The following is a 16,430-nucleotide window of genomic DNA, read 5'->3' on the forward strand; positions in this document are numbered from 1 at the left end:
TTTCCTGCTCTTAGGAGTTTTGGGGTAATGCAGGAGCTTTGCTTTTACCTTTTTTCCTTCTCTGCGACGTTTTGGGGTAATGCAGAGGCTTTCCTTTTACCCTTTTTCCTTCTCTGCGACGTTTTGGGGTAATGCAGGAGCTTTCCTTTTACCCTTTTTGCTTCTCTTCAGCATTTACGGGTAATGCAGAGGCTTTCCTTTTACCCTTTTTGCTTCTCTTCTGCATTTTCGGGTAATGCAGAGGCTTTCCTTTGGCGCGCAAAAGCCCGCTGAGAAACCAGCAGGCTATTTGTCTATTTGGTTTAGTGCCTATCCTTCCCCACGTACTTCCCGTAGTCCGGTACCGCAATGCTGTCAAATTCCCGCACTAACTTTTCCAGGCTGTTTGACAATAAATCACCAGACATCGGCAGTCCATGTCCTGTTACCGCCGCGGCTGGTTTCAATGCTTCTAACTTAATGACTGATTCCTTGGCAGAAGTCCAATCGGGTGTCAGATATCTTGGAGGACCGCTTATTTCCTGTTCCTGTGTTAAAACTTTATACAGTGACTCCTGTTTAACGGTCACAAATGCGTCTCCTGCAATCAGTACCCGATCTCTTTCCCTAAATAAAGAGACATGGCCGGGCGTATGCCCCGGTGTGTGAATCCACTTAAATTCCGGCATATGTGGAATACTTCCATCAGAAGGAAGCATTTCAACATTATTCCCAAGGTCAATCGGTTCATTTGGAAAAAGAGGTGACAACTTTGCTATCAAGCCACCTTCAACGGAAGAGTCTGGTTCAGGATAACTCTTTTGCCCTGTCAAATAAGGCATTTCAAGTTCATGTGCGTAAACAGGAACTTCCCAATGTTTCACCAACTCAATGATTGCTCCAACATGATCAAAATGACCATGGGTTAAAATAATCGCTTTTGGACGGCTGTTTGCCCCAAAACGCTCTTCTGTTACAGAAATAATCTCTTCTGCAGATTCAGGCATTCCCGCATCGATTAAAACAAAATCCTTTGTTTCCGGATTTCCAACCATATGAATATTGACGATCTGGACAGTATAATTAAATAGGTCTGGCAAAACCTCCATACCCACACCGCTGCCTATAGAAGTAGCAGGAATATATTTATAATCACTGCCATAGTTCATTTCCTTATCTATTTCCATCCCAATACCTCCGTAAAAACTCATTCCATACAGAGTTATTGTCTCTCTCCATAGATAATTTATGATTGGACTGCTTGGAAAAGCTGTCCCCATCTAATAATAACAGGGTTCCCCGCTCCTCCTCCCCCTTTTCCCCTCAATCGCTTCTCCCTCTAAGGCTCACGCCCCCTTAACCCTTAACTCTACTCTCACTTAAAGAATAATAACTTTCCTGCCTTTTTCACGCTTTTTTCCTCATTTGTGTACCGATTTTGCACTGAATTTGACATAAAAATAACAGGGATAATAGGGATAAGGGTTAAGGATGAAAGGGCTGGTTTTTCCCGCTTTCTTCCCTTTTTTGCTCCTGCATTTTCTTCTTCTTTTTCGTTGCGAAATCTCGTTGTATCTTGCTTTCTCACGCCTTTCTTCATGCTTTTTCCCATGCTTTTCTCGCCCTTTTATCCCTCGCTTTATCAGGCAAAAAAAGACCGAAGGTCTGCTGAATCAGATCAGGAAACCTTCGGTTTAGGAATGTTATTTTTATTTAAGTACCGTTATTTTTGTGTAAGGAACGGTAATTTTAGTTTGGGACATAGTAGTTGATAAGGGTTTAGTTTTTTAAAGTCTTCAATTTCTTTACATAGATAGTAAAAATGGAACTACTTTACTCTACGGATTGGTTTTCTTCTAACGGTATTCTCCATTCGAGCCGAAATTATCTCATAAGTCTCCTCTATAATCTTCTTATGGTGTTGATCCCAACCACCATTTTCTTTGATAACATGCAACTGTAATGCTCCACCAGATATCCACTTACCTGTTTTTTCGTTATAAACTCTGCCTTTCATAAAAGCCAATCCTCCTATTTCCTTTATTCATCCTCAATGTATCCATGAATTGCAGACTATAATCAGCTATCTGCTTTGTCTTACGAATTGTTTAATAAACATACACTATAGCCTTTTTCATCGATGTAACTTTGGAAGCTCTGGCTCTTCTACTATAAACCTGTTTTACTTAACCAACTATCCATGTCTGCATCAGAAACTACATAATACTTCTCGCCGTTTGAATTATGAATCTCCTCCACTTTTACAATTGAAGGCATAGTGGAAATTATTTCTTTCCTACGTTTCTCTGTCAAACGCCCAACCGTATCCTTGAAATAGCGGTCAATCCAAGAGTATCCACTTTGACCATCTACCTCAATGTACAGAATAAGACGGGATGGTTTGAAATTGTCTCCCCAGCCAAACCCTCTTGGGGAATGAGTGTACCCATTCTTGTATTTGGTTCTGGTTCCTTTTTTGACTCGTTGAGACAAGTAAAATTCTCCCTCTTCATATCTAACTTCTAAACATGTTGCTAACATAGCGACCTGCTCCTTTCAAATCATTATGAGTGAACTCATATTCTTAATATATCGGAGGTCAAGTTGCTTATCTTGGAAACAGTTTTTGAAATTTCCTGAATAACTATACCTTTAATCCATTTCGTATTGAAATGCTTTTAGAATTTGCTGATTTATTGAATAAATAAATTCTACACTATCCAAGAAATCGTAAAACAAGTATGTTCTAAGTAAAAGGTTATACAATTGCTCATGAAAACCAATTTTAGCAACATAGAGGTCTAACAAACCCTTTTCTCTGAAATAACCCCTGCTAATCTTTTCTCTAAAAAACATATAATGAGAAGTTTTTTCGAACGGCTGAATATCTTTGTTCTCAACAAGAGTTAGAAAATCCCGCACAATAGCCATCGTCTGCTTCCCCTTGTATTTCGCCTTACTCATAAAAATCTCTCTGAAATATACTTTGACATCCTGCAAGCAATTTGAGAAACAGTACCTTCCACCAAAGGAACCCATAATGTTAATGATTTTACGGGTTTCTACTAACTTCTTTTCATATTCATAAATTGAATGTCCCTCGGTGATCATATTCTTTGATAATCCTATTTCTTCTTCTGACAGGAGAATCTTGTCTGCTCTATACTTTTCATTTAACGGGCAAAATAAGTTAGCATCTTCCTCTATCTCTAACATCAAAATATCCAGAATATCTAACTCCTCGTAGTATCTACTGCAGTGATTTCTATATGCTGTAAAATACTCCGTAAGTATATTTGAACTAAGACTACTATGTGACTGTTGCTCTGCTCTTTTTCTTTCCAATTGTTTATTAAATAAGCCAAACAACGTATCAATTTTGTCAGATAGATTATTAAAGATTACCTGCTTATCGTTGATATTCGAGTTTACTATAACCCGATACACCAAAATTTGAAGGAGACTGTCAGATGCATAATCTATATAGTCTTTTATATATCTGGGGTTCCTGTAGCTTATCCCACCTGCTTTAAATGCATTCACTTCATCAAACATTACTCTTACAATCGTCTCATTTAGTCTATTTAATTCCATTAAGACGTTTTGAGTAGAAAATGAATAATCTCTTATCATTTTGCGATTCTTTACAAGTTCCAATGACAAATCCAAAAGTTTGTAGCCAGGGTGTTCACTCATGAACTCGTTCGTAAATCCTTCAGTTATATCATCAGTGATAAGAAAATTATCAAATTTTCTATCCAAATCATTTTTGCCGATATTAGAAACAATCTGTCTTTCTGGTGAAATATTTAACAGATAATTCAGCAGTTCTGCTTTTTCTTTCATCTCCAATAATTCATAAGGAAAGTCTTTAAATACACTTTCTTTATTGGTTAATTTCATTATCAAGGGCTTTAATCTATTCTCTTGTCCCTTCTTTAATTCCGCCTCCTTTGAGTCGGGCTTAAATCGTTCAATATAGTAATCAAGTAATTTCTTGTCCAACTAACCACCACATTTTTGAGATGAATTATCATCATAAATTTTATTGTTAAATACACTAACCTAATAAAGAATTATTCTATTTACTACATAAATAAGGCCCTGGACTAATCCAAATCATCTAATGAAATCACTTCACCGTTTCCTGTATTCACTTCAAATTGACAATCCAATTTCCCGCATAAAACATATCGTTTTTGCTCAAAGTCATAGACATAGTAGGGCTGTATCTCAAACAATTCTTTGCTTTTTTCATACGCCTCTACTTTCGTGATCTCTATTTTATTGGTGCTTGAAATTGATTATATTCTTTGTCATGTAAATCTAACGATTAAGAATTTTATAGTATGTAATAAGGCACTAACAAACAGCCCTGTTAGTGCCTATATTTATCAATCAGACTTCATAGTTACTTCATATAGTTAGTATCTTTCCATACCCTACTAACATTAATCAACCTATTTTCCAGAAAAGATAGTTTATATATGTCAGGCATTCCAAGTTCTTTCCAGAAATGAAAATCAAATTTCCTGTCAAAGTAGTTCATTATTAAAACCATGATGTTACCATGTGTTCCAACAACAATATTCTTCCCTTGGTACTTTTCTAATATTTGAAGTGTGACATTAACACCTCTTTTTTGAGCAATAATATTTGACTCTCCACCATCGAATGCAAAGTTTTCATTTTCCCATACTTTTGTAATAGCATGGGTAAAATCCTCCACAGGACTTATAGACAACTTTCGTTCCTTTAAGTCATCTACTATTTCAATCTCAATTCCTATATGCTTAGCAATTCCTTCAACAGTTTGAAATGCACGTTTATATGGACTTGAACAAACAAATTCAATATTTTCCTTCGTTAATAATTCGGTGACAACTTTAGCATCGTAAGCACCTTGATTTGATAATGGTCTTTCTAATTCTTCTGGTGTATAAGTAGAGTGTGCATGCCTTACAAAGTACAAGTTAGTAATCAGCTCTATCATCCCTTTAATTGATTAACAAGCAATCTATTTAAGTTTTGAAAAACAATCTCTCTCAAATTTTCTACTCCCAAGAAATGTTCAAAATCTCTATATACAGATGGAATATCACCAGGAATAATATGACGGTTGTTTACTTTGCCGTAAGGCCCATCTGTTTCAATTAATATCCGTTCCAACGGGGTATTGCTTATGATTTCTTTTCCCTTTTTTGATTTAAGCATTGAAGGGTTTAAAGATAAGTAATAACCAGATGCAAGGATGTCTTTTAATAAACTAATGCTACCTGAATACCAGTGAAATACTGCATATTTTACTTGGTAGTCATTTAAGATTATCAATACATCCTTTTCTGCACACCTTGAATGAATCGACATTATTTTGTTGCATTCGTTAGCTTTTTGACAAATGTAGCGAAAGACTTTGATTTGTTCATCTCGATACTTATAAAATCTTTTTGAGAAATCCAGTCCAACTTCACCTAAATATCTTGTTTCACCTATTTGTCTATCAAATTCTTTTCTGTTAAAAGGTTTTATTTCAACCATTTCTGGATGATATCCCAAAGCAATTTTGACATACTTTGAATCAGAGAAGGTTTCTTTAGACTTCCTATAAACTTCGGGGAAGTTTGTAACGAAAAGAGCGTAAATTTTATTCGTGTGATAGTATTCGTAAACTTCCTTGTAGTTTTCGTAATAGTCAATATGGACATGAAAATCAACGTAATTCTGCATGTCGTTCCTTTAATCCCATGTATTTCTTTAGCTCTCCATTATTTTTTTCATCTTCATACTCTACCATCGAGATTAGCTCTTTTATAGAAGTACGATATACACGTTCATAAGAGTCTAATTCCGCATTTGATAGTGGCCCTTGCTGTCGAAGTAATTTTCTAATAAAAACTGAGTTTTGTTCATTGTCTACGAATCTTCTTATTGTATATAACACAGCTTTTAGGTCGCTTGCTTTTCCATCAAACTTTATGTTTCCCTCTAAAAATTCACTATCCAATGAGTAGTTAGAATTATAATGATCATCAGTAAACCCATTTACAACAAATGAGGCTCGCCTAATTAAACAAGGATAACAATAACCACAATTTAATGGAGGACTAATTCCGTCATATCTTGATTGACAAGGATGGGAGCAAGACAATGTTTCTTTATACATCCCTTTAAATACCTCATTATTCTGATGTTCAGAAATAATTTCACCCTTAGACTTTGTAGAGTAGAAATTTTCTACCCTATGATCTATTTCTAATTTATTTAGTAACTCATTTACTAAGCCGATGAAATAAGGATGTGTAGTCCTTGTGCTACAACTTCCACTTCTACTTTGTGTCAAAGGAACATTTATACCTATAAATCCATTTTCAGGTATATAAACGGGTGTGTCTTTACCAATTATTGAAGCAACTGCAATCGCACCAGTAATAAAAAGAAATGATCTACTTCTACTTGTGCTTTCTCCAAATATATTATTTGAACCTACATTAGAAGGTCTTCTTGGGGAGACATTAAATTGGATAAAATCCATCTCTTTCTGACTGTATTGATCTTGAATTGATTCGATAAGAGAAGATTGTCTTCTTAGTAGTAATGGGTATTCTTTAAATCCTACAAATAAAGGGTTTCTACTACCTTCCATAAGCGTTAAAGCTCCACAGAATGAATCTACCCCTCCAGAAAACAAAGAGACACAATCATAAGAGGAAGGATCTTTGATATTATATTTTTTATTAACCTTATCCCCTCTAAGCCTTTCCTCTGTACGATAAAAAGAAATATTCCATGTGTCACCGCTCAGAAAGGATAGGGTTTCTTCCAATTCTTTTTTAACAGATATCCATTTATCAATCTCCAAAACAGGGATATGTAGATTTAATTCTCTACTCCACCCGTCTTTTGCTGTTTTTCTTGGGATTTTTTTGTCGGTTGTAAAAACAGCTATTCCCACTAACAATAAATCTTCAACAACCTTTGATAAACTTAGTTTACTGAACATTCTCCATAGGTTTTCTACGTCAGTTTTAATATTAGATTTGTTGTTTTTTGATGTTAAATTAAATACCACACTACTGCCCGTATCTACTTGCTGTTCATTCTTGACGAACCAAATACTGCTCATTCTGAATCACCCCACATTTCAAAGATTCCCCATATTTCTTCACACTTATTTTCGAGATATTGTCTTCCTTCTCTTCCCTTCCAATCAATATTCTTCAAGGCATCAGGTTTGTAACTCTCCGAAACTTCAAGTCTAATAAACTCTTTTATCCTCTCCTGCATTCTTATAGCTTCTGTAATATCCTTACACATGGAATTTATTTTTTCAGCAAAGTTAGTAAAAAATGAAACCTCTACATATTTTGTTAAATAATCCATTATGAATACATCAGTCTCTATATTTGCAAAGGCTTCTTCGAGTTCTTCTTCACTTCTTACACTTCCCATCATCTCTTCCATATACTCTTGCATCGCCTGGTTTGCAATGGATTGTTGAAGAGAATTTGTACCCTCTGAAAAATAATCTATTAAACCTTCAAATACTGCTTGTGGCCCTTTGCCTATTAGGTGGGATAAACCCACTTGATCAAGAGCGTTATTTAAACCGATGCTTCTTACTAAATTTCCAAAACTTATTGCCTTGGAACCAGATGCTCCTATTGCTGTATTCCCTTCATTTCTTGAACCATTACTTCCACCAGTTGCCTTTGAAAAATTTGACATAGCCTTACCGATAGAGCTACCGCTATAATTGTTTCGGTTCATATTCGAGACAGCTCTCTTCGTATCAGCCCATAAATGTCCAGTTGGCGGTAAATACCCTTTTGATGTACCCATACTTATCCCCCTAATACTTAGTTCGGTTTTTCAACTCTTTCCCAAATCCCTACACCTACTACTTCTTCTTTAATAAAATGATTCTTAACCTCTTGGTAATGGTCAGCATTCACCATTTTTACTGCGTTAAACGTTAAGATTGTTCCAGGGCTAAATTCTTCTTTTCTTAGTTTTTTAAACTCCTTGACAAGTTCATCTCTATAATTAGGAAATTGCTCATATATTAAAATTAACACTTTAATATATGCTTCTCTGTTAGTTTGATATTTTGATACAATACCTTTGATAATTTTTGAATGGTCAAGGCTTTGGTCTTTGTTAAATTCAACTACTTTTTGTCTCCTTAACGATTCTTGTAATTCCTCGGCACTGATATCATTAACCCATTTTCTTTCGATAGAGGTTAGGTTAAGTAAGGAGATTCCCTTTTCTTTAATGGATTCCTTAGCCAAATAGAAATACTGCCTCAGATCTTGATTGTAAAGATTTAACGGTTCTACTTTCACCCATTGCTGAACAATTGGTTTAAACCATAAACTGTTATACTTTTTCTTAACTGTATCAATTTTTGATTCATCAACATTTTCATCCATTGAAATCTTCTCTAATTCTTCTAACTCACTTGCATATCCTTCATTTTTTACCTGCCACGTATATAATTCTCGAAAAAGTTCAATATGTGTGTATTCAAGCACCATCAATTTTGCCAGAATTCTCAAATCGAGATTAAGATTCTGAATTTCCGATAGTTTCTTTCTAATATAGAATGAGTTTAAGAATCTTTTAGCTTGACGAGGGTTGCCCTTTAAAGTAGATGAAATCACTTCTGCTACGCTTCCAAAGACATCTAATTGCAATTCAAAGTCTGATTTACTAAATCCTGGCTTTAAAATTGCTTCTATATTATTAGTTCCAAAATCTAAGATTGAATGGATCTCTTCTTGGCTAATTATTTCTCCTTTAACAAAAACCTTACGTTCTCTCAATCCTAACAATAATCTTTCTAAATGACTCTCACTTAAAAACATTTCACAGACTAAAAGTAATAGATAGTTTTTCACATCAATATCTGATAACTCTGGTATTCTAATTGGCATTTGTACAATCTTTTCTATATAGTCTTTTGAAATATCAAGTGTGGCATCATCTATTTTGGGATATTTCCTTTGCACAGCATAACTAACTACATCTTCATCTATTGCGATAATAAAGGTTGTCTTTTTTACTGCTAAAAACAATTTGATTGCTTCCAATGTATCAATTATACGTTCAGGACTGCACCGATCTAAGTCATCTATAATAATAATGAGATTCTTTAAATTCGAGTCATTCATCATTTGCTCGAATTCCTCTCTAAACAACCTAATATTTTGAACTACATTCTCTTCTTCAGATTGTTCTTTGAGGAATTCCTTTGCCTTCATCATTCCTGCCATTGTTTCCTCAGCCTGTTTTTCATCTTTAGGTACAAATGATTTTAACCCATCAATTAGTAGTGGAAATGGATTTCCAAGAGTCGCACTTAATAAATATGGAACACCTTTTTTTACTGCATAACCACCCACTCTAAACCAATCCACTCTATCTCTTAGGCGTTTAAGTGATTTTCCAACCTTCTTCTTGATATCTTCGTTTTCTTCCAATGTTCTAAGGATAACTTCCATAAGAGCCGTTTTTGCATCATCATATCCTTCAAACATCCAAGCATTAACAAAAACAGAAACGATCTTTGGATCTTTTTCCCTATTGATCTTTTCTTCTATTAAATTTAGTACCGTAGACTTTCCACTACCCCAATTACCAAAAAGCCCTATTGTTAATGGATTCACTCGCTCACTTAATGCTATATCGTGCAACAGCTCAGCATAAGGTTCATATGACAACATATCTATCTTTGAAGCATTATCTGCCCACATCTAAACCCCTCCAATCCTTAAATATAAATCCATATTTATACATATTTTGACCTATTTCTACTTATTTGTCTATGTACTCTAAAAATTCACACAAAGAGGACACATCTATCAAAGATATGTCCATTTCCAAATGTAATTTTCTATCAGTAAAATGTATATTACAAGTCCTCTAAAATTCTATTAACAATTTCAGTCCACTTACTGGTGTCTTTTATTCCTACACCTCGCAATATCTTCCATGGTACTAAAACTTCACCTATATCTTTATTCTGCTTGATTGTATAATAAATACGTCGTTTTTGAAATTGCTCAACCGTTTCAATCTTTTCTTGAAGATAAAATTTTGTTTTTGGCAGTTTGTCTAATTTCTTCTCTAATAATGCACGTTGTCCTATCAGAAATCCAACTTTACTAATGGTAATCCGAACTGGCTTATTTTTTGGATTCAGAAGGCTCTCAACGACTTTTGATACTTGTTCCAACATATCTTCATCCCGCTTATTCCAATCAACTTTGACAGATGATGTTCTTTTGATTGCTTTGGGACTATTCACTTTCAACCATTCCCTATCATTTCTATAAAGCCTCATATAAAGGGCTTTATTCGCTTCCCTTAGTTGCTTGATAGACTTTTGTGGATTCCGCCTTTGCAATGATAGCCAACTTTGACGATCTTCCTTTACAGAATCCTTAGTTTGTTCAATGTTCAAGCTACCTTCTTTTTCATCATTTAGGATACGTTTAATTGTATTCGGATCTGCCCCCATTTTTCGAGAAAGCTCTCTTAATCCAAGACCTAACTTTGAAAACTCTTGCAACTTCGCTTTCCATAACGATCCATAGGTCTTAACCCTTGTTCTTCGTAATTTATCAGCTTCATTCTGATCAGGGCCTCGCCTCGTATAACTAAATTCACATACAGGGCATGTAAACGTTCCGATAGTTTTTTTTGTTTTTTCACATAGAGTGATAGACACGTTATCGATTATCGTAACTTTAAAGTAATCACAAATAATATTCTGACATGGGTAGTTTGGTTGACCAAACGGCTGAAGTAACTCATTGTTAAAAATCTCTTCTACTGTCATCTCTAAGGCTGACATTACTAAAAGGTGTCTTATAGGATGAAAGGACTTACGATTCTTTTGAACAATAAGCGAAAGCCAATCTTGTTCGCCCTTTAGTGGGGAATGAAACAGTTGCAATGCTTCCTCACTATAAATAGTAAGAAAGTAATCTCTCCAATCTTTTTGTTTAACACGACCTGTATAATAAGCCAAATCCAAATCAGCTAACTTATTTCTATACTTCTGATCAAACCAATTCAACGACTGATGTTTAAATGACTGATTCAATAGTTGCAAAATACTGTTTGCTAACTTCTTACAATGCTCTATGTATTCTGTTCTTGTTCTCTCAGCAACACTATCAAGAACACTTATCCCAATGGAACAATTCTCTAATGTAGGAATTTGAAATCGATGTTTATTTGAGCCGATTACTTTAATGTTACTGTCATGAAGAGGAGTAAAATGCTTTAAACAACAGTGTACCCCACTTAACTGATGGCTCCTATGCCAGTACAGTTCCCCATAAGTATCTCTATCTTCCTGCAAACATTCTTTGCAATAACGGAGAAACTCATTTTGCGGTACACCACTTGCAATCAAACCTGAACGAACATAAATCCCTTTGCCGTCATCACTACACATTTCTTGATATATCGTCTTAGCTTGGTCATTTAAAAACGCAGTATTAAACAAATATAAAGTGTGCTGATGAATAAGCTGTTCTTCATTCATCTTTGAATATGGTGGCATATTTTTTATCAAAGAGCTAATGCCAGAAGGCAAAGAAATCGAAGCTGTTAGGCTCCGATTAGAGAAAAGATCATCAAGTGTTCCTTTGTAACTGATATTGCCACTTCTAACGAAATATCTGGAACATAACGAAAAAAGGAGTTCATCAGGATACGGAGTGGGGAAGAACAGCATCATTTATACTACCTCCTTAATCTGCTTGATAAAACCTGATTCCTTTAAAGATGCATAAGCTGAAAGCCCATTTTCCTTTCCTTTTTTCACAATTGTTCTCAGATCATTTTCTGCATTTACCCTTGTTTCTTTTATACCTTCATTCTCTACAGCTATTTGTACCGAATATTGATACGCACTTTTCACCAACTCCTGCAAATCGGTAAAGGTCGTTGCTCTGCATACTTCATTTATTGCTTTTTTAGCCTTTTCCTTCGACAATCCCAGTAAATTAAGACGGAATAGAGCTTCTTCTCTAAGTTTTGTAACATCAGTTGACTTTTGTTTATTTTTCATCGCTTTAATAAAGTCGTTTTTCTCTAAGTCGATCCTTTCCCTTTCTACTGCTTCTTGAAAAGGAAAATAAATATCTTCATATTGAGCAATTTTACTCATATCGCCAGACTTTAAAGCTGTAAGCATAGGTTGAACGAGTTTTAAATGATCCTTTGCTACCTGTCTAATTAAGGATACTGAAAGAATCTCACTTGAAGAAGAGATAGCTCTTATTTGTGACAAAGAGAAGAGCTTCAAACAGATGTCAATAATCCCCTGTGATTCTTCGTACAATATATCTACAAATTCATCAGTTAGTTTCACTGGATTTCTAACCCATTGATATTCCCACATTGATTCCAGGAACAGCCTCCAATAATCATCCTTAGCCATTCTGTCCATAATCAAGTCCCCTTGACCACTCCCTCTGCGTGCCTGCCGAAACTCACTTTGCAAAACATTCATTGCGGAAGGAGTTCCAATTAGTACGATAGGTATTCCAATCATATTACTTAGTGTGGTAAAGAAATTAAGCATTAGCTTAGAACCAACTCCTCTTATGCTAAGATGTTGGATTTCATCGATACATAAAATTCCAGCACCGACTGAATTGATGATCTGCGTCATAATTGGCATTAATGTATTTACTGACAGTTTGTTAGATCGACCAAACTTCTCAAAATAGTTTGTTCCTAAAAGACCATCAACCGTCATAAAAAACTGGTTCACTAAACCTTTTACCGATCCATCATGGCTACATTCAAGGCGAAGCCAAACTAATTGTGTAAACAAGAAATCTTTCCCCCGATAGCTTGAATGATTTATGATTTGTGGTAATTGGTCGAAAAGTTTCGCAATAGCCGTACTCTTTCCAGTCCCACTCGGCCCAATTATTGTTAGCCCTCTTGGAATTGAGTGATTAAACCACCCTTGTTCTACTTGATTCTGTATATTCTCATGCCCCTGAATTAATGATGAAGCATATGTAGGACTAAATGGATTTCTTCCAACATACCCCTGCCTGAGAAGCCTGGATAACCTGGATTCCAAATCAATGTGTAAGGGCAAACACTGAAATAGAGAAAAGAGCCTTTGAATAATATGAAATCGATATTGACTATCTAATTGACGTTCACTTTCATCAAAGTGAGGATAGTAACTTATTCTTTCAATAACCTCTTCCCTTGACAAGATTTTGGGAAGTGACTCAATTAATGGATTATTCTGATACTCTTTTACCACCTGTTCATGATAATGAGCTTGGGTAAATTGGCTACTATTCACGCTTATCCATACCTTTCTTCTGCATCCTTTTAAGTAATGTTAAATCATCATCGGTTGAACTACTCATTGGAATGATTTTGGCTTTCTGTCCTTCCATTTTATTTTTAGGATTCTGGAACTCTCTTTGTTCCTGCTGTCTTATATTTTCTTGTTCAAATTTACGATGCGTCTTTATGTCCTTTATTCTTTTATTGTTGCTTTCCTTTACTCCATCCAACTTTGCTTGTCTTTCAGCATTTTTCACAATCTCTTCTATTGCTTCTTGAAGATCAACTTTGGCTTTCAATTCATTTTGTTTATAGCCACTTTTTTGCATCTTCTCGTATTCTTGCAAATAATTAATATCTTCCAGAGTTTTATTTTTATACCGAGATTGATGTTCCAATAGATAACACCTTTCAAAACCATTATCGTGAATGCCCTGTAAATAGATTTGACTGAGATTTCTTGGATCATATTTGATTGCAACCTTCCAACTCTTCTTGTAACGTGCTTGTACAAACCACTGTTCTTTTAATGCCATATCTGTACCGTAATATATATTGCGAAACTTGATTCCAGACTCAGTTACGGTTGCCATTCCGTCTGGTAATGTGTACAACATCATTTTTTCTTTTAAAATTTTTCGAAGTCTTCCAGCTCTATTCTGTATCCCCCACTGCCAAAGATTAATCGGGATTGGTTTTACTCCTGCTTTAACCATCTCTTCATCCATCACGTAATTTTCTAATACATAGTTGTTATTAAAGTATAAAATGTAATTAATGATAATTTTTTTGAAGTCAGATAAGGATAATTTTCCGCTTAAACGGTGGTCTCGGACTCCACGCTTTCCAAAGTCCTTATCAACAGCCCCAGGTAATATAGGCTTAATAACTTCGTTGGTTAAGAGTCCAAATTGCCTTTCAATAAGCGACTTTAGGTCGCCTCTCCAACTTCCAGAATTCTCTATTTTTATATTCAATTTCTCCGTAAGGACATTAGATGCATTTGAAAGAAGCTCCGCTCTGTCTGCCACTATACAATTAGGTAAGTGAGCAGTCGGCCACTGAGATTCATCAATCTCTATATTAAACTGCGAACAAAACTCTACCTTATCCTCAACCATATTCATTAAAGCGAGTCTTGCCTGTTCGAAATTCGGCCCTTCCAATCCTATGTGAAAGCCTACGATCATGGATGAAAATACGCACTTGCACAGATATAAGATTGGGCGACCGATAACCCACTCTCTATCGCCAAACTCACTAACCAAATACACATCCGCTACGGTTGCATCAATTTGTACTTTTTCCATAGGTGAGCGAACCTCAGAAGTAGCACTTCCCAAAACAGGTCTGTATGTAAGATCATAGTTTCGTTTACCAGTCCTTCGTATAATCTCCTTTGTTAAATCTTGTTCCTTCCTAATCCAATAGAGAAACTGGTTATATGTTGGGAGTTTTTCAGGAGAATCTTCCAGTTCCTCTCTAAAATACTCCTTTATCATCTGCTCATAGGCAAAACGAACACTAACATTTTTCTTCGTTTCATAATATTTATGGGCCGCTAACCTGAATATCCGTTTAACTTCATCGTCAATATTGACTCCTTCACCCATTATTTGTTTCACTTTTCTTGGTCTCCCCCTCTTTTTCTCTCCGCTTTGCTTTTCTTGCCCTTTACATCCTTTGTTTCTAAAATCAGGGAGCAACGAAGAAGGATACGTGCCTCTTTTCCAGTACCTTTTCAAATATTTCACAACAGTTTTTCTATTTATCCCCATATTAATAGAAATTGTGTTGATAACCTCATTCCTTTTCGTCGGTTTAAATAAGTTATCCACACCTACTTCTAATAACCGAGAGACAACTGTCCATGCTTTTTCTTGTGATAATCTTGCCTTTTCACTAATATCGTTTTCAGAAAGTAACAAAGCCCAAGGATCATGATGAATAATCTGAGCTGTCCCATTATTTATGCTTTCCTCAACCTCTTTAATCTCCTTTGCTATTGGAAAGGAATTATCAAACACATTTATGAGAAAACAAGTTTGATAGCTGTCATCAATAAAGATTACTCTTTCAATACTTTTAGGATCATTTTCACATTGAATTAACATGTTGATAGAAAGCATCCATATCCTCTCCTCTATCCACAAAAGATATTTCTGAACAAGACTGTTCTAAACTAATCGGCTTGTTCATGTTTATTTTCAAAATCTTTCTTGCTAACAAATGCTTGTATATGAGCAGTCCAGTCCCATTTTCAGTATTAAGTTGATTATCAAATCGGTTTACAACCTCTTTTACGGGACTATCTTGGAAATTTGCTATTAGCTTTAGCAAGTAATCTTTGTACATTAACTGTTCTTCATCTTTGATTCCATATTCATCCAGATGGTAAGCAGAGTGGATAAATTCAATGTTTTTTGCAGGAACAATCGGGATTTCTTTATTTGTAATGATGCCGTAGTCTATCCCTCTAAATTTCCAATACCTATTCATTACCTCAAAACGTTCGATAACTTGGCTATTCTCTAATTGTCGATAGTCTTTAACTGATCTTGCATAATAGCTAATATCACCATCAGCATTTTGCAAAGTGATCAGGAAGGTTGTCACCAATACCATTGGTTCTCCTGATTTCTGATTAAACAATCGTTTGATTAGCTGTTCATCCAAGGTTGGCAATATTTCATTCATTCCTTCTATCAAGGGATAATGCTCCCTAACTTCCAAAATTCGGAAGCCCCCAAATTCTCCATACTCTAATAGGTAGAAGTAGCGAGTCTCCGAGTCAGAGAGAAAATGATGTACTCGATTCGTCTTCCATCCCTTGATCCGACTAACTCGCCCTTTACTTGGTACTCGAATAACATCCAGAAAAGGCTTGTAATCTTTTCCTTCTCCCTGACCGTATCCCTGTTCAAGCAATGATGCTAATTTCTTTGCCGTTTGCTCATGTTTCAATACAGGCATTTTCCACACTCCCTTCAAAGCACATATATAATATGAAGAAACTCGTCAAAATCAGAGTTTTTTCTACCTAAAATTGCCAAATTTTCGTAACACTCCACTCTCGAATCATTAATCCACCTCATTTACTATGGGCAAAACAAAAA

Annotated in this window: 14 protein-coding genes; all 14 read right to left on the reverse strand. The window is 35.4% G+C overall.

Features of this window, described 5'->3' with window-relative positions:
• Positions 1 to 302: 302 nt before the first annotated feature.
• Positions 303 to 1,160, reverse strand: coding sequence for an MBL fold metallo-hydrolase (locus J7E32_RS16485; protein ID WP_214909523.1), 858 nt, complete (start codon positions 1,158 to 1,160; stop codon positions 303 to 305).
• Between the two features lie 194 nt (positions 1,161 to 1,354).
• The gene (locus J7E32_RS16490; protein ID WP_214909418.1) at positions 1,355 to 1,579 is read right to left on the reverse strand and encodes a hypothetical protein; all 225 of its coding nucleotides are present in this window, start codon (positions 1,577 to 1,579) and stop codon (positions 1,355 to 1,357) included.
• A 228-nt stretch (positions 1,580 to 1,807) separates the two neighbouring features.
• Positions 1,808 to 1,996 (reverse strand): hypothetical protein, encoded by a 189-nt coding sequence (locus J7E32_RS16495; protein ID WP_214909420.1) that lies wholly within the window; start codon positions 1,994 to 1,996, stop codon positions 1,808 to 1,810.
• Positions 1,997 to 2,148: 152 nt separating this feature from the next.
• Complete coding sequence (locus J7E32_RS16500; RefSeq protein WP_286183352.1) at positions 2,149 to 2,472, reverse strand: hypothetical protein; 324 nt, start codon at positions 2,470 to 2,472, stop codon at positions 2,149 to 2,151.
• A 159-nt stretch (positions 2,473 to 2,631) separates the two neighbouring features.
• Complete coding sequence (locus J7E32_RS16505; protein ID WP_214909424.1) at positions 2,632 to 3,984, reverse strand: hypothetical protein; 1,353 nt, start codon at positions 3,982 to 3,984, stop codon at positions 2,632 to 2,634.
• A gap of 406 nt (positions 3,985 to 4,390) precedes the next feature.
• The gene (locus J7E32_RS16510) at positions 4,391 to 4,960 is read right to left on the reverse strand and encodes a histidine phosphatase family protein (RefSeq protein WP_214909524.1); all 570 of its coding nucleotides are present in this window, start codon (positions 4,958 to 4,960) and stop codon (positions 4,391 to 4,393) included.
• 8 nt (positions 4,961 to 4,968) lie between these two features.
• Positions 4,969 to 5,706, reverse strand: coding sequence for a TatD family hydrolase (locus tag J7E32_RS16515; RefSeq protein WP_214909425.1), 738 nt, complete (start codon positions 5,704 to 5,706; stop codon positions 4,969 to 4,971).
• Positions 5,690 to 7,102, reverse strand: coding sequence for a Qat anti-phage system QueC-like protein QatC (gene qatC, locus J7E32_RS16520; RefSeq protein ID WP_214909427.1), 1,413 nt, complete (start codon positions 7,100 to 7,102; stop codon positions 5,690 to 5,692). Before qatC ends, J7E32_RS16515 begins: the two co-directional genes overlap by 17 nt.
• Positions 7,099 to 7,818, reverse strand: coding sequence for a hypothetical protein (locus tag J7E32_RS16525; RefSeq protein ID WP_214909429.1), 720 nt, complete (start codon positions 7,816 to 7,818; stop codon positions 7,099 to 7,101). Before J7E32_RS16525 ends, qatC begins: the two co-directional genes overlap by 4 nt.
• Before the next feature lie 17 nt (positions 7,819 to 7,835).
• Entirely contained in the window at positions 7,836 to 9,734 is a 1,899-nt protein-coding gene (locus J7E32_RS16530; RefSeq protein WP_214909431.1) for a KAP family P-loop NTPase fold protein, read from the reverse strand.
• 158 nt (positions 9,735 to 9,892) lie between these two features.
• Positions 9,893 to 11,731 (reverse strand): TnsD family Tn7-like transposition protein, encoded by a 1,839-nt coding sequence (locus J7E32_RS16535; protein ID WP_214909433.1) that lies wholly within the window; start codon positions 11,729 to 11,731, stop codon positions 9,893 to 9,895.
• Positions 11,732 to 13,327, reverse strand: coding sequence for an ATP-binding protein (locus J7E32_RS16540; RefSeq protein WP_214909434.1), 1,596 nt, complete (start codon positions 13,325 to 13,327; stop codon positions 11,732 to 11,734).
• Positions 13,320 to 15,443 (reverse strand): Mu transposase C-terminal domain-containing protein, encoded by a 2,124-nt coding sequence (locus J7E32_RS16545; RefSeq protein WP_214909436.1) that lies wholly within the window; start codon positions 15,441 to 15,443, stop codon positions 13,320 to 13,322. Before J7E32_RS16545 ends, J7E32_RS16540 begins: the two co-directional genes overlap by 8 nt.
• Positions 15,412 to 16,287, reverse strand: a complete 876-nt coding sequence (locus tag J7E32_RS16550) for a TnsA endonuclease C-terminal domain-containing protein (protein WP_214909438.1) — start codon at positions 16,285 to 16,287, stop codon at positions 15,412 to 15,414. Before J7E32_RS16550 ends, J7E32_RS16545 begins: the two co-directional genes overlap by 32 nt.
• Between the last annotated feature and the right edge of the window lie 143 nt (positions 16,288 to 16,430).

Origin of the sequence: Bacillus sp. ISL-55, assembly GCF_018613155.1 — a bacterium.
In the GTDB taxonomy this organism is placed as follows: domain Bacteria; phylum Bacillota; class Bacilli; order Bacillales; family Cytobacillaceae; genus Mesobacillus.